General features: G+C 65.5%; 12 protein-coding genes and 1 tRNA gene. 7 read left to right on the top strand and 6 right to left on the bottom strand.

The window, feature by feature from the left end:
* Window positions 1-76: transfer RNA gene (locus AX708_RS14620), tRNA-Thr, on the top strand.
* Window positions 77-384: 308 nt separating this feature from the next.
* On the opposite strand, the gene AX708_RS14615 is transcribed toward AX708_RS14620, so the two are convergent.
* On the bottom strand, window positions 385-867 hold the full coding sequence (locus AX708_RS14615; RefSeq protein ID WP_066525907.1) for a recombinase family protein: 483 nt from the start codon (window positions 865-867) through the stop codon (window positions 385-387).
* 864 nt (window positions 868-1,731) lie between these two features.
* Between AX708_RS14615 and AX708_RS14610 the strand changes: the two genes are divergently transcribed.
* Entirely contained in the window at window positions 1,732-3,129 is a 1,398-nt protein-coding gene (locus AX708_RS14610; RefSeq protein WP_067490332.1) for a hypothetical protein, read from the top strand.
* A gap of 80 nt (window positions 3,130-3,209) precedes the next feature.
* Window positions 3,210-5,999: a phospholipase D-like domain-containing protein gene (locus tag AX708_RS14605; protein WP_067490329.1), complete on the top strand. Its 2,790-nt coding sequence runs from the start codon at window positions 3,210-3,212 to the stop codon at window positions 5,997-5,999.
* 545 nt (window positions 6,000-6,544) lie between these two features.
* On the opposite strand, the gene AX708_RS14600 is transcribed toward AX708_RS14605, so the two are convergent.
* Entirely contained in the window at window positions 6,545-6,937 is a 393-nt protein-coding gene (locus tag AX708_RS14600; protein WP_067490326.1) for a reverse transcriptase-like protein, read from the bottom strand.
* 173 nt (window positions 6,938-7,110) lie between these two features.
* On the opposite strand from AX708_RS14600, the gene AX708_RS14595 reads away from it, so the two are divergent.
* From AX708_RS14595 to AX708_RS14580, 4 genes are all read left to right on the top strand, one after another.
* Window positions 7,111-7,752, top strand: coding sequence for a TetR/AcrR family transcriptional regulator (locus AX708_RS14595; protein ID WP_197426401.1), 642 nt, complete (start codon window positions 7,111-7,113; stop codon window positions 7,750-7,752).
* A gap of 94 nt (window positions 7,753-7,846) precedes the next feature.
* Window positions 7,847-8,887: an efflux RND transporter periplasmic adaptor subunit gene (locus AX708_RS14590; RefSeq protein ID WP_067490320.1), complete on the top strand. Its 1,041-nt coding sequence runs from the start codon at window positions 7,847-7,849 to the stop codon at window positions 8,885-8,887.
* 31 nt (window positions 8,888-8,918) lie between these two features.
* Window positions 8,919-11,969, top strand: a complete 3,051-nt coding sequence (locus AX708_RS14585; protein WP_067490318.1) for an efflux RND transporter permease subunit — start codon at window positions 8,919-8,921, stop codon at window positions 11,967-11,969.
* 26 nt (window positions 11,970-11,995) lie between these two features.
* Window positions 11,996-13,414: a TolC family protein gene (locus tag AX708_RS14580; RefSeq protein ID WP_197426400.1), complete on the top strand. Its 1,419-nt coding sequence runs from the start codon at window positions 11,996-11,998 to the stop codon at window positions 13,412-13,414.
* A gap of 57 nt (window positions 13,415-13,471) precedes the next feature.
* Here the strand turns inward: AX708_RS14580 and AX708_RS14575 are convergent, their stop codons facing one another.
* The 4 genes from AX708_RS14575 to AX708_RS14560 all read right to left on the bottom strand — a co-directional run bounded on the left by AX708_RS14575 (window position 13,472) and on the right by AX708_RS14560 (window position 19,187).
* Window positions 13,472-14,962 (bottom strand): sulfotransferase, encoded by a 1,491-nt coding sequence (locus AX708_RS14575; RefSeq protein WP_067490312.1) that lies wholly within the window; start codon window positions 14,960-14,962, stop codon window positions 13,472-13,474.
* 112 nt (window positions 14,963-15,074) lie between these two features.
* Window positions 15,075-15,860, bottom strand: coding sequence for a hypothetical protein (locus AX708_RS14570; RefSeq protein WP_067490309.1), 786 nt, complete (start codon window positions 15,858-15,860; stop codon window positions 15,075-15,077).
* An 86-nt stretch (window positions 15,861-15,946) separates the two neighbouring features.
* Window positions 15,947-18,262, bottom strand: coding sequence for a TonB-dependent receptor domain-containing protein (locus tag AX708_RS14565; protein WP_067490306.1), 2,316 nt, complete (start codon window positions 18,260-18,262; stop codon window positions 15,947-15,949).
* A gap of 91 nt (window positions 18,263-18,353) precedes the next feature.
* Window positions 18,354-19,187, bottom strand: a complete 834-nt coding sequence (locus tag AX708_RS14560; RefSeq protein ID WP_156454579.1) for a TonB-dependent receptor — start codon at window positions 19,185-19,187, stop codon at window positions 18,354-18,356.
* Window positions 19,188-19,354: the final 167 nt, after the last annotated feature.

The following is a 19,354-nucleotide window of genomic DNA, read 5'->3' as shown; positions in this document are numbered from 1 at the left end:
GCCGGCTTAGCTCAGATGGTAGAGCACCTGATTTGTAATCAGGGGGCCGCGGGTTCGATCCCTGCAGCCGGCACCACCTTCTGCGGGACGTCACAGAAGCTTGGACAAAATCCAAGATGCTTGGACAGTCGTGGCGCTGCTCGAACCCCCTTCAGAAATATCAAATCTTTGTAAAATAAGCAAATTAATACCGCTACGGCCTGCATCTGCCAAACGTGATCCTACTTTCTTAAAGGGCCTGAATTTTCGAGGCCGAAGTCACTTAAGGCGCCGGCCACCCAAAGCCGAAGCGGCCAACGTCGAAGGTGGCGTGGAGGTGAGCGAGGTCTTCCTCCCAGTGTTCAATCGCCACGCTGTAGTCCGCGCTTCGGCGCTTGGCTGATTTCACGGCGGCAGCGATGCTTTCTGCCATCTTCTGGAGGCGCTTCGGGGTGCCGCGATCACCCCATGATTCCATGTATTCAGGTCCGTTGACCGGCGGGAGCTGGCCTTCGAAGACGCGGGCAAGTACCCCCTTCGTCCGGCAGCGCAGTTCATAGCTGGCGGCCTCGTCGGGATCCTGGAAACGCCCCGGCGGCTGACATAGTAAACGAGCAGAACCTTGAAATCGGCGCGTCCGCTTTCGATGTCGTCGAAGAGGGCCTGAAGTGCTGGCCGTCCTTTGATGTTCAGCCCGCTCTTGCCCTCGTCCGCATAGGTCTTGACGATCTCAAGCCCACGCTTTTGCGCATCGATGGCAATCGTCGCGGCCTGATTACCGTTTGAGTACTGCTGATGCTCGGTCGACATGCGGACGTACTGCGCCGCCCGGATCATCGAGGGCGGCTTGGGCTCTTCATCATTGTCGTCCGTCCATCGAATGACCATGCGATACCTCGAGCGCGGAATGCGAAATGCGCTTCGGTCCTCTGCGCTACACGAGAAAGCAGGGAAAAATGGTTCCTATTAGCGGAAGCAAACTTCGCGGACCGCCCACGGACCTGTCCGATGCGATCCTGGCCCATATGATCGGTGCAGCCCTAAAGGCAGAACTCGGAGGAACGCGCCAAGTAACCAAGACCGTGATGCGCTGGACGCATGTCAGCGACCACACCGCGCGATCTTGGCTCAACGGACAAACGAGCCCGAGCAGCCTGCATCTGCTCGAACTTGCTACCTAGCCGGAGAACGTGATGGCGGCGATCCTTAGGGCGACCGGGCACAGCGGGCTACAGATTGCTCACGATCTGGCAGCCGTGGAGCAATTGCTCGAAACCAGCTTGGTCAGAATCCGCGCGCTCCGTAGTTCGAGCTGAGCATGACTGCTCGCCTAAGTACGCCGAATTGCAGCGGCAGTTGCCGACCCAGATCCGGTCACTCCCTGCCGCCGAACTCAATGTCTGATTGCGTCAGATGCTACCACTCGGCTTTTTGGATTCGAATCACCGCCACGAATGACCATTCGTCGGTGATGGGGTGGACACCCCCGATGGCATCAATGTGCCATCGTGAAGGTGTTGATCACCACTAGCGGGAGGTGCAATCTTCGGCAAAGTAATGATTGCCAAAAACATGATTTCGCGAGATTATCGGGATGCAAAATATAGCTGATTCCGAATTATTTTGAAGTGCTGTAAGGGCGAAGCCCGTGTCGGTGGTATGGAGCGGACTGGGGGCAGCTGAGCAAACGGGGGAGCTATGCGCGGAGCCTTGATACTGGGTGGAGTGTTGCTAGGTACTGCGATACCGACTGTGGCGCAGTCTGATGACAATGTCCGGATCGATTATGCCCTGCCCGCGGTCAATGTCACCGCTGGGGTCGCGCAGCGGATCACCAGTTGTCCAGCGAGTGCCGAGGTACAGGCCGGCCTGCTGGAGGGCGATGACGGTCTGCGCATCGGCTTCGCCTACAAGGTAGCGATCGCAGGCAAGCAAAGGCCGCGCCGCCTTGTGCGCCTCGACACTGAGAGCGGCTTTCTCGTCGACCGTGAGACTAAGGTCCAGTTCAATGACGATTGGTTTCTGAAGGGCTTTAACGGCAAGAGCACCGGCCAAGGTGGTCCTCTGCTGGTTTCGCTGATCAAGGCGGGAGCGGCCATCGTCGCGATGAGTGCCAACCCCATTATTGGTGCCGGAGTCGCGGCCGCTGGCGCCAAGCCGCTCACCGAAGGGCCGGATCGCCCGGTCAAACAGCCGCACTACTATGCCACCAACTGGTATCTTGAGTGCCAGCCCGAAGTCGTCGCGAAACTCGCCGAGCTTGATGGGCGGCGCAAAGATGTGGCGACGCTTGAAGCGCGAATCATTGCCGGCGATGCGACGACGACCACCCAAGAGCTATTGACGGTGCGCCGCGGTCAGGTCGGCGATCTCGAAGCGGCGCTCACCGTCAATGCGACGCTCAAGGGCGGGCTGCTTGCCACCATCGATGCCAATGGCGCTCCGGTCAACCTCACTGGACAGATCCCGGCACCCGACATTTCGCGGTGGTTCCGACTGCGGTCGGTCAGGAAAGAGGTAAAGACCGAGGCCGATGCAGTCACGCAAGCGGAGCCAACGATCGATGATATGCTCAAGGGCCGCAATCCGCGTATTCCCGGCGTGTTTGGCTATCAAGTTAAAATCGCGCCCGACGAGACCTTGGCGAAATGGTTCGGCTGCGATCCCAAGGCGGCTGACGCCAAGACCTGTGCGGCGGCCGTGCTCGATGCCGAACCCCTGAACACGCGCGACCTCAACTACCTTCGCCCGATCCCGGCGTCGGTCAAGCTCTGGCCCAATCCCCAGTACTGTGCTGTCGGCACTGTCTGCGCCGCCGACGAAAGCTGGATTGAGGCCAAGGACGCGACCGGCAGCGGTGAGGTCAAATTACCGCAATTGTCACGGCTCTTCACGATGCGGACCGGCGGCAGCATCTTCGGAGGCCGGACTGTGGGCGCCGAGTTCGGGTCGTTCGGCGAGCCGACGATGCTCCAGTACAATATCGGCAGCGCGTCGAAGGACGTGGCCAGCGTGATCGACGCGAGTGTCGCTGGCGCGACAACGATCCGCGATGCGCCGGGTGCCGCAACTAAGCGCAAGCTCGACGAACTCAAAAATGCGCGCGACCTCCAAGACCTGCTCGACGAGCTCGAAAAGGAAGCGAGCTGAGCAGGCGCGTGCCAGGACGACTACGTCATCACAGGGAATGAATTCATCGATAGATTCACGCAAACAGCATTTGGGGCGTCATGGCAGAACTCGAGGAAAAGCATCTCAAGTCGATCATCGAGAAAGTCGGCAAAGGCGATGACGAACTCACCCACGAGCTGACCGAGAAACTGTCGGGTTCGCATCTCCCTGCGTTTCGACGCCAAGTCTATTCGATCATTTCCGACAGCTCGCTCCCGCTGGTTGACGACAATGACGACGTCCATCCCGATGTCGCCGCCGCAGCAGAATCGATTATTAAGGCAATCGGCAGGCCGGTCTTCATCATCGCCGACAATAAGGTCACCGAACAGTTCTCTGGCCCCGACAGTTCGGATACCCAGACCTGGGTCGCGCGCATCGCCGAAGCTCGCGAGCGCATCGACCGGCTGATCCCGGCTGTGGGCCGGATCGAGGTCACCAACCATCCTGATTTCAGCTGGGTCGGCACCGGCTGGCTGATCGACAGCGATATCATTGTCACCAACCGCCATGTCGCGGTCGAATTCGGACGCCGCGACAATGCCCGTTTCGTGTTCCGCACCGGGCTCAACAATGCGCCGATGGTTTCACGCATCGATTTCCTCGAGGAATTTCAGCGGTCGGCCGCTGCCGAATTCTCGCTGTTCGAAATTCTTTGGATCGCGCCCACCGATGGTCCCGACGTCGCATTCCTGCGCGTCATGCGTCAGGCTGGTCAGCCGGCCCTCGCCCGGCCCGTCGTACTCGCTAGCACGATCAACGGCGATGATTATGTCGCGACCATTGGCTACCCCGCCCGCGACTCTAGGGTTCCCGATCAGGAGCTGGTCAAGAAGCTGTTCGGCGATGTCTATGACAAAAAGCGGCTGGCCCCCGGCATCATCCTCGCCAATGGTGAGATGGAGCTCGAACACGACTGTTCGACGCTTGGCGGCAATTCAGGATCGCTGATCATGAGCTTGCAGACGGGCGAAGCGATCGCGTTGCATTTCGCCGGACTGTTCAAGGAGGCCAATTACGCCGTCCCAGCACCAAGGCTCAAGGCATTGCTCGCCGATGCTCGTCGCGGGCTGCTCGACAAACCGCCACGGATCGATACCAGCCCTGCGCCCTTGCCTAGGGTGGCCCCAGCGGCGCAGTTCGTCGCCGCTGGAAATGCGACGACGATGCGCCTGACGGTCTCGGTGCCGCTTGAGATCTCGGTGCGGATCGCCGGTGACATGACCAGCGGCTTCGCAGTTGCGGCCGGTCAGACCGGGGCCACCCCGCCAATCGCTGACGGAATCGATGCTGCCGTAGCGCTCGCTGTGGCCGAACTGGCAGGGGAACGCGATGTGCTCGACGTTCGGCGCGGATACCGCTTTCGGGGTGGCTGGATCACCGACGAAGAGGTAGTGGTCGTCGAGTTGCGCGAGAAGAGATCGCTAGATTCGTTGGCTGCCGACGGGACACGCCCGATCCCGTCGAGCTATCTTGGCATTGGTGTCGATGTCCGAACGGCACCCCTCACCGATCAGCTGGCTGCGCTCGGCATCGAGGAGCCGTTCGCCGAATCGCGCGCCCGGCCCGGCCAGTATCGCGAGCCGCCCAACCTCTCGCTCGATCGCGTCAATGCACCGATGAAGGCGATTTTCCACGTCAGTCCGGATTCAGGCTTTCCCAATCTGAAGGCGTTCATTTCTCGCGTGAAGTCGAAGCTGACCGCGACAATGTACGAATGGGAGCCCAATCACATTAGCGACGCCATTGCGACCGCGATGAGCGGCAATGGCAAGTCGCTGAAGATGGTCACGCAGAAGAAAGGTACGAAGCGCGCGATCCAAGTTATGAAGACGCGCCTTGGCACCAAGTTCAAGCATGTCTGGGCGTCAACCGGTTCTGGCGGGATCGTGCCGAGCGCTTACCATATCAAGGTCGCGTCGCGGGACGGCGAGGAATTCTGGCTGTCGAGCGGCAATTGGAAGAATTCGAACCAGGCCGATATCGATCCGGCGGGTGAACATTCGACCGATTCCGCGGCACTGATGCATCATAATCGCGAATGGCACGCTATCATCGCCCATCCCGAACTGGCTCGGACATTCCAGAAGTTTATCGAGTGGGATTTCGACGAGGCGAAACGAGTGTCCGTCGTTGAGGCTTTGGAAGTCGAACTCCCGGATCTATTCGTGCCCGAGGTGGCATTCTTCGAGGAAACACGGCGCCGGCCTGCCAAATATTTCGCGCCGCTCGTGCTGAACAGGTCGCTCGACATTCAACCTTTGCTCACGCCGGACCGGGACACGCGCGGCAACCGTCTGTTCATGGTGCATGCCACAAAATTGGTGCGGGACGCCGAGGACAGCGTCCTGCTCCAGAACCAGTCGTTTAACATGCTCACTGAGAATGTCGACGAATTCGACACCTTCTTTGCGGCGCTGCGGGACCGGCAGAAAGCCGGCCTGGACGTACGCATCATCTTCCGGGACGGTCGCGAGTTCGGCGCGGAGAGCGGCCGCAAGCAGCAGCCGTTGCTTGAACGCCTAAAGGCATTCGGGTTCGACATGGACCGGGTAAAACTGCAGCTTCGTTGCCATACCAAGGGCATCATCGTAGATGGCAAGACCGTTCTGTTCGGTAGCCATAATCTAACCAACGAAGGCGCGCTCTATAATCGCGACGCCAGCCTCATCGTCTATGATCCCGAGGTCGCCCGCTATTTTGCCGAGATATTCGAACATGACTGGACCAATCTCGCACAGCAGCGCGCCGAGGAAGTCGTCGGCGGTATCCGCATCGCGCAGCCCGGCGAGCCAACCCCGCCCGGCTATCGTCGGATTTCCGGCGCAGAGCTGGCCGAAGCGCTTTGATAAGTCGAACTAAACCAATTGAGCGATAGCCACACTTTGTGCCCATATCATTGGGCGTCGGCGTTTCGAATCGCCAGGCCTGCCGGTGAAGTCCCTACGGTCAACGCCCACAAATCGACGATGGCCCCCACGGAAGGCTGGACCGTCGGCTTTTGACGGAAGCCGTCGTTCGTGTGGCGAGCCTAAAGCGACTGCAAAGTCCCAAAACCCATCATTGCGATCCACTGGCAAGCAGGTCCGCTAAGGATAATCGATAGGCGATCCACCAAGACCGCATTGAGGGTGCAAAATTGAAGAGCGACAGTTACGACTGTGACCCCGGTCGGCCGCCGATCGGCATGACTCTCGGAGTTGCTTGATGGACTATCCGTGCTGTTCTGACCTATCCGACGGATAATTCAGCTTGTTTTGACTTTTGTCCAAGCATCTTGGACACAGCCCACCCACAAACCATTTGATCTTGCTCGAGCCTGTCCAAGCTTCAGCTGCGTCCCACACCTTCTGCGGGACACCGCGGAGGCCTGAGGCACCGGCCGACCAAGGTTTCATGGTGCGGACCGGCGTCTGGCAAGGGCAATACCGGCGAGATTCTGCCCACGCGGCACCCATTTGACGCGTCGGGGCCGCCCCTGCGCCGCGCGCTCCAAGTATGTCGCAAGGTGGCCCGCAGCGGAAGCTGATCCGGGACGAACCATGCAATTTGCCTGCTGGACGACTTCGAGAGAGTCGCCGATCAGATCAAATTCAGGCTCGCCAGACGATTGCGCGACCTGCAGCGCAAGCCGCAGGGCCATCCATTCGGCATCGCTGCTGCTGCCGCAGCCGAGGTCGTCGAAGAAATAAGTGGCACCGCCTGCAACCACGGCAACCTCGATAGCGCCCGGATTGGGGCGACAGCCGCCATCAAAATAGACCTTGAACCGTCTCTGCCGAACCATCGATTGGCACCTTTCGCGGCGCTGGGCACAACCTGAAGCGCGCGTCCCCGTGTATATCCTTGAGCTGCCTGAAACCTGCCAACCGTTCAATCAGCGCGATCCCCTCACAGGCCAGCAATCACCTTCTCCACGCGAGCATTGACATAAGTGAGCGATTGCTTATTTTAATGGCCATGACACGCGAATCGAACCAACACCGAGCGCTAGGCCGCCCCGTCAACTCCGAAGCGCGCGCAATGCGGCGGGCGCAGATCCTTGATGGTGCGCGCGCGTGCTTCCTGCGCAAGGGCTTTCATGCCGCTACGACGGCAGAGATCAGCGCCGAGGCGGGCGTCAGCGTCGCCAACCTCTACCAGTATTTCCCGGCCAAGGACGATCTCGTCCAAGCCCTGATCGAGGACGACCTTGCCGAGGACCTCGCGCTCGTGCGGGTTGTCGAGGAGGCGGGCAGCCTGCGCGAAGGGCTCGATACGATCGGCGTGCTGCTGGCGGCAGAGCCGGCCTATGTCGAGCAGACCCGCCTCAAGCTCGAGATCGTCGCCGAAGCGGCGCGCAATCCCGTGATCGCCGCAGTCGTCGAAGACGCCGACGCCAAGATGGTCAAGGCGATGGCCGCGCTGCTCGAACGTCGCCAGCACGCCGGCGAGGTCCGCAAGGACGCCGATGCCACCGTGATCGCCCACCTCATTCTCGCGCTGTATGACGGGCTTTACGGAAGGCTTGCCTTCTCTTCGGAAAGTGCCGCCGCGATGACCCTTGCGGCAAACCAGATGATCATCGCCGCCTTCACCCAGGGGTCGCAGTCCAGCGCCTGACGACCCGTCCCCCCGAGCCTCTTCCTCACCCCGCCTCGCTGGCGGGCTTTTTTTGGAGCCAAATGTGAGCAAGTCATCACTTATATTAAGCGGGGTGACCGCCTCCGCTCTCGCCCTTGCACTTGCCGCCTGCAGAGGCGGCGAGGAACCCGCTGCCAACCTGCCGCGCACCGTGCTGGTAGCGCCGGTGACTACGCCCCGGGTCGGTGAGGCACTCGCGATCGGGACCGTGCGCGACGCAAACCAGGGGATGGTCGCGGCCGCGCAGGGCGGCCGCGTGCTGGCGCTCTACGTCGATGTCGGCGCGCGCGTCACGCAAGGCCAGGTGCTCGCCCGGCTCGATGCCGCGGCAGCACAGCTGCGCAGCCGCCAGGCCGAGGCCGAGGCGCGTCAGGCCGGCATTGTCGCCAAGGAACGCGCCCGCATCGCCGAGCGCGCCGCCAAGCTCCACGCCGATGCCGCCGCCTCGGATGCCGAACTCGAAGAGGCCCGCGGTGAGGCCCGCGCGGCTGCTGCCGCCAGCGATGCCGCCCGCGCTGCCGTCGTCGCCGCCCGGCGCGACGCCGCCGAAGGCGTGCTGCGCGCGCCCGTCAGCGGGGTCATTGCCGAGCGCCGCACCAGCCTCGGCGCGGTGCTCGCGCCCGGCGAGGTCGCCTTCGCGATCGAGGGCACCGGCGAACGCCTGATCGATGCCGTCCTGCCCGAGACGCTCGCCCGCACCCTCAAACCCGGCGACGTGCTGGCCTTCCGCCACCCCGGCGGCGCGGGCGAGGCGCGGGTCACCGGCATCAGCGCCCGCGCCCATGGTGGCGGAGGCGGGCGGATGGCGGTGCTCGCGGTGGTTGCGGGCGATCCAGCGCCAGGCCTCGTCGTCGACCTTGCGCTGCGCAGCGATCCGGGCGCCGCCGTCAGCGTTCCGCTCGCGGCCGTGCTCAAGGGGCGCGGCGGGAACGAGGCCGTGCTCGTGGTCGGTGCCGACAGGCGCCTGCGCCAGGCGCCCGTCACGCTCAAGCGCCTTGCCGGATCGCAGGCGCTGGTCACCGGCAAGCTCGCCCCGGGCGAGCTGGTGGTCGCGGCGGGCGGCGAGTTCCTCGAGCCCGGCCTCACCGTCCGGCCGCAGCGCGCCCAGCGTTGATCCTGCCTCTCCCTCTCCCAAGGACCGCCCCATGTCGATCACCGCCGTGGCGCTCAAGCGCAGCCGCTTCACCCTTGCCGCCGCCATCGCCCTGTTCCTTGCAGGGCTCGTCGCCATGCTCGATTTTCCCGCCACCGAAGAACCCTTCGTCGAGGTGCGCGTCGCAACCGTCGAGGCCTATCTGCCCGGTGCCAGCAGCACGCGGGTGGAACAGCTCGTCGCCCGTCCCGTCGAGGACAAGCTGCGCGAAATCGCCGACATCAAGACCATCGAGACGACGGTGCGCCCCGGCTCGCTGATCACGACCGTGACGCTCCACGACGGCACGCCTGCCGCGCGCATGCCCGCGATCTGGCAGAAGCTGCGCGCCAAGCTCGCCGAGGCCCGCGCGGGCCTGCCCGAAGGCACCAGCGACTACGTGATCAACGACGAGTTCGCCCGCGTCGCGGTGCGCAGCCTCGCGCTCACGGGCAAGGGCTACAGCGCCGGCCAGCTCGAGGACTGGGCCAAGGCCGCGCGCGACCGGCTACAATCGGTCGAGGGGGTGGAGCGCATCTCGCTCCACGGGGTACGGCCCGAACGGGTGTTCGTCGAACTCGCGCCCCAGCGCCTTGCTGCGACGGGCCTCACCTATGACAGCCTCGCCGCGCAGCTCGCCGAGCACAACATCGTCGCCTCGGCCGGGGCGATCGACACCGGGCGCCGCCTGCTCGCGATCGAGCCGAGCGGCGATCTGCCGGACGAGACCGCGCTCGCCGCCATTCCCGTCGCCCTGGCGGACGGTACCAGCCTGCCGCTGAGCGCGCTCGGCAGCATCGTCCGCGGCCCCGCCGACCCGCCCGAACTCGCCGCGCTCTTCAACGGCGAGCCTGCCGTGGTGCTGGGCATCTCGATGCGCCCCGGCTCCAACGTCCTCAGCTTTGCCGACCGGCTCGACGCGCGCATCGCCGAGGTCGCCGCCGATCTGCCCGCCGGGATGACGCTCGCCAGCGTCACCGACCAGTCCGAAGTGGTGGCGCACGATCTCACCAAGGTCGGCCAGACCTTCCTCGAGACCGTGGCCGTGGTGATGCTGGTGGTCGTGCTGTTCCTAGGCTGGCGCGCAGGGCTGGTGACCGGCGTGATCGTGCCGCTGACGGTGATGTGCACGCTGCTGGTGATGCGGCTCCTCGGCATCGAGCTGCACATGGTCTCGATTGCGGCGGTGATCATCGCGCTCGGCCTGTTCGTCGACAACGGGATCGTGGTGGTCGAGGACTACCAGCGCCGCCTCGCGCTCGGCGAAGACAGGCGCGCGGCGGCGATTGCAGCCGGCCACACCATGGCCGCACCGCTGCTCACCTCGAGCCTTGCGATCATCTTCGCCTTCGCGCCGCTCGCCGCCGGGGTCAGCGACACTGCCGAATACATGCGCAGCCTGGCGATCGTGCTCGCGGTGACGCTGCTGCTGTCGCTGCTGCTGGCGCTGACCGTGACCCCGCTGATGGCCGAGATGTTCGCGGGCGCGCATGACGATACCCACGAGGACAGCGGCTGGCTCGCCCGGGTGCGCGGCTGGTATGCAGGCAAGGTCCGGCAGGTGATCGCCCATCCCTCGCTGGTGGCGGGCGCGATGGCGGGGCTGCTGGCGCTCTCGCTCGGCCTGTTTGCGACGATCCCGTCCGAACTCCTGTCCGAAAGCGCCCGGCCGCAGGTGCAGGTGCCGATCGAGCTCGCCCCCGGCGCCTCGACCCGCGCGACGCTGGACGTGGCACAGAGGGCCTCCACCCTGCTGGCCGACCGCAAAGCCTTCCCCGAGATCGAAAGCAACGTGGTCTATGTGAACGACGGCGGCCCGCGCTTCATCCTCGGCCTCAACCCGCCGCTCGCAGCGCCGCACCGCGCCTATGGCATCGTCAACCTCGCCGAAGGGGCCGATGCGCCCGCGGTGGTGGCGCGGCTGCGCAAGGTGCTGGGCGAGCGCTTCCCCGACGCGCGGATCGAGCCCAAGCGCTTCTCGCTCGGCGTGTCAGAGGCGAACACCGCCGTGTTCCGTCTGACCGGCCCCGACCGCGCCGAACTCGAACGCGGCGCGGCGGCGCTCAAGCAGGCGCTCGCCAAGGTGCCGGGCGCCGAGGACGTGCGCGACGATGGCGAGGGGCGGATCGTGCGCCTCGCGGTCACAATCGATCAGGCCCGCGCGCTTGCCGCCGGGGTGAGCTCGGCCGCGGTCGCCCGCTCGCTTGATACGGCGACCAGCGGCCTGCCCGTCACCGTGCTTCGCCAGGGCGAGGCGCAGGTGCCGGTGGTGCTGCGCGCTCCCGCCGCCGACCGCACCCTGCCCGAACGGCTCGGCGCGCTGCCGGTGTTCGGCACCAAGGGCGCGGTGGCCCTGCACGAGATCGCCGACATCCGTCTTGCCGACCAGCCGAGCGTGCTGCTGCGCCGCGACCAGAGCCCGGTCATCACCGTCACCGCGCGCGCGCCGGGCATGACTTCGCAGGGGATCGTCGATGCGGTGCAGCCCGCGATCGACGACCTCAAGCTCGCCCCCGGCCACCGGCTCGAGCTCGGCGGCGACATAGAGGAGGCGGCCGATGCCAATGCGGGGATCGAGCGATACTTTCCGCTCGCCCTCCTCGGCATGGCGGGGCTGTTCCTGTGGCAGTTCGGATCGCTCCGGAAGACCGCGATCATCATGGCCTCGATCCCCTTCGTGCTGATCGGCGCCTCGGTGGGCCTGAAGCTGAGCGGCGAGGCGATGAGCTTCACCGCGACGCTGGGCCTGCTCGCCCTCGCCGGGATCATCGTCAACAACGCGGTCCTGCTGCTCGAGCGAGTGCAGGAGGAACGCGAGGCCGGACTTGGCCTTGCCGACGCGGTCGCGGCTGCAGCTGCGGTGCGCCTGCGCCCGATCGTGATGACCAAGCTCACCTGCATCACCGGCCTCGTCCCGCTGTTCCTGTTCGGCGGCGCGCTGTGGCGGCCGATGGCGGCAGCGATGATCGGCGGGCTCGCCCTGGGCACGCTCATCACCCTCGTCCTGATCCCCGCGCTCTACATCCTGCTGTTCCGCGAGCGGCAGGCCGCGAGCGCTGCCTGATGCCCTTTTTGCCGGAGTATCCCGTCATGACATCGTTTCCCCGCCTTCTCGCCCTCTCGCTCGGCACCGCTTTGCTCGCCGGATGCGCGGGCGCGCCCCCGCCGCTCCCCGCTCCGCCGCCGCCGCCTGCGGCGTGGTCGGTCGATGACCCGGCCATCGCGGTCGGCGAGGTGCGCCTCGACTGGTGGCACGCCTTCGGTTCGCCCGAACTCGACGCACTCGTGGCGCGCGCGCTTGCCGCCAATCATGACCTCGCCGCCGCCGAGGCCAACCTCAGGGCAGCGCGCGCTCTCGCAGGCGAGGTCCGCCGCGCGCGCGGGGTGAGCGGCGGGGCGGGCGCCGGGGTGCAGCGGCTGCGCGAAGCCGCGCAGGCCCAGCCGCCGGTCTTCGTCACCCCCGAACCCTTCCCCGATCAGACCATCGCCAATCTCGGCGTCGATTTCGCCTGGGAGATTGACCTCGCCGGAGGCAATGCCGCCACTGCTCGCGCGGCCGGAGCGGAAGCGGACGCGGCCCTGTGGGAACGCCGCCGCACCGAAGCCGCGGTCGCTGCGCAGGTGGTGCGTGCCTGGCTCGATTGTGCGCGGGCGGAGCAGCTCGCTTCGCTCCTGCGCCAGCGGCTAAATGCGATGGACCGGATGCTCGCGATCGGTGCCGCCCGGGCAGCCCGAGGTGCCGCGCTGGCGAGCGACATTGCCCCGCTCGAACGCCTGCGCGCCGAAACCGCGGGCGAGCTGCCGCTGCTCGATCTCGCTGCCCGCAATGCCTTGCGGCGGATCGCGGTGCTGACCGGCGAGGACCCGGTCGCCGGCGCGCGGACCTTTGCCGCGGGCGACCCCCGCGCGCCCGCAACCCCGCAGGCGCTGACCGTTCAGGATCCGCGCCAGCTCCTGCGCCTGCGCCCCGACGTGCAGATCGCCGAGGCCCGCCTGATCGCCGTCTACGAGCGCGCCGGCGCCTCGCGCGCGGCGCTCTATCCGAGCCTGTCCCTCGGCGCGGGCGCTGGTCTGCTCGCCGCCCCCGGTGCGCTCGACGAAGCCGGGGCGTTCCGCTTTTCCATCGGCCCGTCGATCAACTGGGGGATCTTCAACCTGGGCCAGGTGCGCGCGCGCATCCGTGCCTCCGATGCGGCGAGCGAAGCCGCTGCCGCTCAGTGGCAGGGCAGCCTCCTCGCCGCGCTCGAGGAAGCCGACGGCGCGATCGACGCATGGCGCAGCGCCCGCAGCGCCGCCGCCTCCGCCGAGGCCGCCCGCAACGCCGCGGCCCGCGCCGCGGCAACGGTCCGCGCCCGCGCCCGGGCCGGCGCTGCCAGCGCCTTCGAACTGGCCGAGGCCGAGGCCGATCTCCTCGCTGCCGATGCAGGCGTCATCGTCGCCATGGCAAATCAACGCGAGGCCTGGGCCAATGTCCACCTCGCTATTGGAGCGGGTTGGCGCCAGGCTTGACCGGACGGAGGATCATCCAGCGCCTCCTCGTCGGCGCCACACCGGCCGAGGACTGCGTCAGCCAGCCGCGAGTTCGCCGAGCACCCGTTCCAGCGGTCCCAGCCACTGGGCGTAAGGTCGCCAGACCTCCATGCCGTCGCGATTGAGCGGGCGGCGCACCTGTTCGCTGCTGGGCGTGCGGACCACGCGGTCGAGCGTGTGGAACGACTGGATCGCTTCATCCCAGCCAAGGCCGAGGTAATCGAGCGCCGGACGCAGGGTCGCTTCGGGCTCCTCGACGAGCTTGCTGTAGCTGACATGGTGGATCATGCCGGGGGTGACGGCGTCGAAATGCCGCATCAGCCGCACGTAATCGACGTAGCACTGCCCGATATCCTCGAGCGCGAAGGACGAGGCATGGGCCGCCGTGAAGGACTGCGAGAAGTTCGAGAAGCAGCAGTCCATCGCCGGGCGGCGGATATCGATGAACCGCGCCTGCGGCAGGATCCGCCGGATGAACAGGATGTTGCTCCAGTTCTGCGGCAGCTTGTCGATGAAGTAGGGGCGGTCGGTCTTGCGGTGCAGCCGCGCGCGGGCAAGGTAGTCCTGCCCCAGCAGCGATGCCTGCTGATCGGTCATGGCGGCAATCGCCTGCGGCACCGAGACCTTCTGGCGGCGGGTGCTGATCTCCATGAACGAGCGCAGGATCGCCGGGATGTAGGGCAGTTCGCCCAGCGGCTCTATCGACGGATGGCTGCCGAGCATCTGCTCCAGCAAGGTCGAGCCCGAGCGGGGCAGGCAGATGATGAAGACCGGCTGCTCGGTCCCCAGCGGTGCCGAGGGCATGCGCGCCAGATAGGCGGCATCGGCCAGGCGCTCGACCTCGGCGACTTCGTCGGTCAGCGCCCTTGCGTCATAGCCGATAGCTTCGGCGCGGATCCGGTTGCCTTCGCTGTAGTGATGGAAAGCGGTGGCAAAATCGCTGCGGTCATGAAAGGCCCGTGCCAGCGCGAAGTGGAGCGGGGCGATGTTGCGCTCGTCGATGGCGATGGAGAGCGACTGCTGCATCGCGGCGATATCCTCGTCCGTCAGCACCTTGCGCTTGATGCCGGCGAGGCCCCACCATGCCTCGCCATATTCATCGTCGATGGCGATCGCCTTGCGATAGGCGGCAATCGCGCCCTCGACATCGCCGGCGGCACGCAAGCCGTATCCATAGGCGAGCAGGTGCGGGATCTTGCCCGGGTTCTCGTCGACCAGCTGCCTCTGGATTGCGAGCGCTTCCGCGTGCCGCCCCATGCGATCGAGCAGGCTTGCCCTGAGCGGGCGGAGCTCGAGTTCGCCTTCCTCCTCGATCAACCGCTTGGTGAAGCTCTCGGCGACGTGGAGGCGTTCCTGCTGGCTGTAGACCGAGGCGAGAGTGCGCAGCAGTTCGGAGCTTTTCTCCCCCATTGACAACGCCCGGCGCAGGAAGTGTTCGGCCTGGCCGAGGGCGCCAGTCTGGGCCGCGATGAGACCCAGTTGCGCGAGCCCGCGCGGCTCGTCGGGCCGTTCTTGCAGGTGAGCCATGACCAATTGCGCGGCCCGGTGGGTCTCCCCCTGCTCACGCAACCGGATGGCCTCGGAAAGGCGCGGGTAGATGGCCGTGGATACCGTGTTCGCCGTCATGCGCAGACCGGGTTCAGGAATATCCGAGCACGGCCCGCAGGCCGGGCGCGTGGTAATCGACCAGTGCCTTGTGGCGCTCCCCCAGCCGGTCCGGCAAGGTGATCGCAACGCCGGTGAGGTTGTCGCGCGCCGTGCCGCTTTGCGCAGGGTCGGCGCCGATCCTGACCCGGTCTTGCCAGTCGCCGGGCATATCGATGCCGCAGGCCTCGAGCAGGCCGGCGAAGAACCGTTCCGCCTCGGGCGAGCCGAGCGTGCGCACCGCCTCGCTGAGGTCTTCCAGCTTGAGCAGATGCGCCCGCGCGCCCAGCCATGCGACCGCATTCAGCTCGTAGATGGCATTGAGCGAGGGAAGCTTGCCCGGCAGGCCGAAGATCATCATCGTCAGCAGCTCGTCGGTGCTCATCACGCCGTTCTTGAGATGGTCGGTGTTGCCCGAGAACTGGTCCGACAGCAGGAACCGCGCGCGCGCAATCACCCAGTCGTAGGGATCGCGGTAGAGCACGATGCGGCGGCAGGCTGCGGTTTCGACCACCGAGGCGTCGGCGAAGAACAGGTGCCCCCAGCTCAAGGCCGGGCGGGCGGGATCGAAGGCGTGGCGGTGCTGCTGGAGCGTGGGCCACTGAATGAAGTCGGCGGCATATTGCTGGTCCACCGGCACGAACATGCGCAGGATGTTGCGCAGCAGGTGGCTGCCGCTCTTGGGCACGGAATTGAGGAACACCGGCTGGCGCAGGCGGGCCTGCACGAACCGCGCGTTCTCGGCATCGAGCGTATCGGATCTGACGAACACTTCGGGCATTGCGAAAACCGTCTCCTTGCAGGCCTATGACAGAAGAGGCGGCATGTTGCCATGCCGCCTCTTCGTTGTCCCGTTGGGTGGAGCGATCAGAACTTCGTCGAAACGTTGACGAAACCGCGGCGTCCCACGAAGTCATACTGCGAGGTCGCAGCCACCGGCCCGAGCGTGGTGATCGTGCCGCCGTTCAGCACCGAAACCCGCGGCGGACGGGTGTCGAACAGGTTCGAAACGCCCATGGTGATCGTGAAGCGACCGTCGGCGATCTCCTGCGTGATCGAGATGTTGTGGTAGAAGGTCGCAGGCACATCGAGGTCCGGGCAGTAGACACCGTAGATCGGCAGATCGTCCGCGGTGCTGGCGGTGCCCTGGTTGTTGAACGAGCGCAGGCAGCCGTTGGCCGTGGGCCGGCCGCGGTCGAACAGCTCGCGCGAGCTACCCGAGCCGACCACGTTCATGCCGTAGAACAGGCTGAAGCCCGAGGGATGCTCCCAGTTGGCGCGGAAGTCGCCGACCCACCGGGGCGAACCGACAAAGCCGTTCTCGTTCAGCACGGGCGAGGTCGGCAGCAGCTGGGAATCGTCCGTGATCTGCCAGGTCATGTCCGCGGTGAGCGAGACTTTGCCGAGCGAGCCCAGGTCCTGACCGACGCGGACCGAAAGATCGAGGCCCGAGTTCTTCTGGCTCGACACGTTGATGAACGAGTCGCGCACCGTGGCGATCTGGAACGGGGCCGAGACGTTCTGGCCGCGGGTGAACAGGTTGCACAGCGGCTCGGTCGCGAATTCCAGCGAGTCATAGCAACCCGCAAGGATCGTTCCCGCCCCCAGCTGCGAGATCTCGCCTTCGACCTTGATGTCGAAGTAGTCGACCGCGATGCTGATGTCGGTATCGGGCAGGAAACCGATGCTGGGCGTGAGGATCGTGCCCACGACGAGCGCCTGCGACGTTTCGGACTCGAGAATGCCGAGACCGCCCGAAGAGATGATCGTCGCGCTGATGCCGCCGCCGCCATAGGTTGCGGGGATGCCATCGGCCGCACAGTTATCCGCACGGCGCTGCGAAATCGCGCCCGATGCCAGGTTCGCGCCCCATGCCACGCAGGGATCGATGCGGTTCTGCGGAACGAAGCTCGTCTCGTCGGCAAGGAACTGTTCGAACAGCGCTGGCGCACGATACGAGGTGCCGTAGCTGCCGCGGAAGCGCAGCCAGTCGGTGACCGTCCAATTGAGGCCGATCTTGTAGGTCCAGTTGCCGTTGTCCTCTGACTCGACCCCGTCGGAGGCGCGGGTGGCCTTGACGTTTGTGACACGGCCGGCCCCCGACAAGGTGAGCTCTTCGATGAACTTCATGTCGGACAGGACCGGCAGGTTGACTTCGGCGAAGGCTTCGGTGGTCAGGCTCTTGCCCGCCGTGATGCCGCTCGCCGAGGCGCCCCAGGCGTTTGCCGCCAGCGTGATTTCGCCAGGCTTGTCGTTGATCAGGTCTTCGCGGATCGAGGCGCCGACCGCGAGCGCCAGCGGGCCGCCGGGCAGGGTCAAGAGTTCGCCCGACAGGATCGCTTCGGCGGTCTTCTGGGTATAGAGCGTGCGGCCTTCTTCCCAATCGGTCAGGAAGTCAGCCTGAGCGGGCGTGAGTTCCCCGCGCAGGAAGTAAGGATTGGTCCAGGGCAGATCGATGCACTGCTTGCCCGAGATCGGGGTCACGGTGCCGACGCAGGACGAAGTCTGGAAGTAGCCCGTGTCGTAGACATCCTGCAGGATCTGCTGGCTGCGATAGCGGCCGATGCTGCGGCTGTACTGGGCGTGGATGTCGTAGGTCCAGTTACCCTTGCTGCTGATCTCGCCGCGAACCCCGGCGACGCCGCGGTAGTAATCGACCTGCTGGCTGTTGTCCGACAGATCGGTGATGCCGGTCGGGCTCAGCAGGTTGACGCCGGTGAAGCCCGGTGCCCACAGCGTTGCCGGCGTGCCCGTGCCGTAGAGGTCGCCGGTGTAGCCGAAGTTCCAGAACTGGCGCCAGCCGTTCTGGTAAGTTTCGCGGCGGTTGAAGAGGAACTCGCCGAACAGCTCGACCGCGCTCGAAACCTCGAAGGCGCCTTCGGCATAGGCCGTGTAGAGATCGGTTTCGGGGATGATGGTCGATTGCTCGACAAACGGGTGGTAGGCGTTCTGCACGGCCATCGAAGCGGCGTTGTATCCGGTCGGGAACCAGCCCGCCGGAGCGCCGAAATCGCCCGGGAATGCCGGTGCGCCGTAGGCAGGAATGCCGAGCACGCCTGAACCAGGACCGTCAGGATACTGGAACTGCAGCAGCTGCACCGCGCCGGGCGTGGTCTGGATCCCGGTGTTGGGACCGCCCGGACCATCGAGCCGCAGGTTGTCGATCAGCCGGTAGGTCCACACGTGGCCCCAGCGCAGATCCTCGCAGTGCGGCTGTCCGGTGCGCGGATCGATCAGGTCGGCCCGATTGCCACTCTGGTCGAAGATGTAGGCCTCAGGACAGGCCAGGTAGTCGCGATCGCCGCGGGCGAGTTCCTTGGTCTTGGTGTAGTCGCCGGCAAACAGGATATGGCCGCGGTCGAAGGTCTTGCCCCACGCGCCGCTGATGCGGAAGTTCTCCCCCCCCGCTGTCGAACGGCACCGAAGCGTTGAGATCGAGCCGCAGGCCGTCCATCTTGGTCTTGGTGAAGATGTTCACCACGCCGGCGACCGCATCCGAACCGTAGACCGACGAGGCGCCGGTCTTGAGGATCTGGATGTCGCTGACGATCGACAGCGGCAGCACGTTGAGGTCGAACGAGGACACCCCACCGCGCGTACCGGCAGGCCCTGCGCGGCGGCCGTTGAGCAGCACCAGCGTGCGGTTGGCGCCGAGGCCGCGAAGGTCGATCGTCTGCGCGCCCGGGCCGCCATTGGTCACGAAGTTGGACGAAAGCGCCGCGGTCACCTGGGTCGAGCCAGCCGCGATCGAGGAGCCTTGCAGCGTGCTCGCAAGATCGGTGCGGCCTTCCTTCTTGGCGACTTCGGGGTCCAGAACCGCGATCGGATCGGGGCTGTTGAACGGAGTGACCGAGCGGATGCGCGAGCCCGTGACGACGATGGCGTCGGAAGCCGGCGCGGCTTCCTCTTCGACTGCCGGCTCCTCTTCGGCCGCATCCTGCGCGAATGCCGGCTGCGACATGGCCACAGCACCAAGCGCCACGCCCAGCATCAAAGAGACGCGATTCGCGCGCGAAACAAACGATGTCTTCATTTTGCCCACCTTGTTTTGCCCGTCCCAGTTCGGGCTCATGCTGACACTGATGTAAAATGCGGGCTTGTCTGCCAAGCCTTGTAGATACGCCGGGCGTGGGAAAAACCCTGCGGCCGCCAAAATGTGTCATTATTGTCACAGGATTTACGCCGTTCGGCAACCGACCGACAGCCGTCGCCGTCTGTCATCAGGCGTTCGGCTCCCGTTCAGCCAAGCATGCGCGGATGTGCGAGTCCGTCCTG

Source organism: Erythrobacter sp. CCH5-A1 (genome assembly GCF_001557115.1).
In the GTDB taxonomy this organism is placed as follows: domain Bacteria; phylum Pseudomonadota; class Alphaproteobacteria; order Sphingomonadales; family Sphingomonadaceae; genus Erythrobacter.
Note: the sequence above shows the minus strand (reverse complement) of the source record. Positions and strands in the feature narration are given on the sequence as shown.

Coding starts and splice junctions, on each gene's coding strand:
- AX708_RS14615 (WP_066525907.1), bottom strand. CDS start 867: ATGGTCATTCGATGGACGGACGACAATGATGAAGAGCCCAAGCCGCCC.
- AX708_RS14605 (WP_067490329.1), top strand. CDS start 3,210: ATGGCAGAACTCGAGGAAAAGCATCTCAAGTCGATCATCGAGAAAGTC.
- AX708_RS14600 (WP_067490326.1), bottom strand. CDS start 6,937: ATGGTTCGGCAGAGACGGTTCAAGGTCTATTTTGATGGCGGCTGTCGC.
- AX708_RS14595 (WP_197426401.1), top strand. CDS start 7,111: ATGACACGCGAATCGAACCAACACCGAGCGCTAGGCCGCCCCGTCAAC.
- AX708_RS14585 (WP_067490318.1), top strand. CDS start 8,919: ATGTCGATCACCGCCGTGGCGCTCAAGCGCAGCCGCTTCACCCTTGCC.
- AX708_RS14580 (WP_197426400.1), top strand. CDS start 11,996: ATGACATCGTTTCCCCGCCTTCTCGCCCTCTCGCTCGGCACCGCTTTG.
- AX708_RS14575 (WP_067490312.1), bottom strand. CDS start 14,962: ATGGCTCACCTGCAAGAACGGCCCGACGAGCCGCGCGGGCTCGCGCAA.
- AX708_RS14570 (WP_067490309.1), bottom strand. CDS start 15,860: ATGCCCGAAGTGTTCGTCAGATCCGATACGCTCGATGCCGAGAACGCG.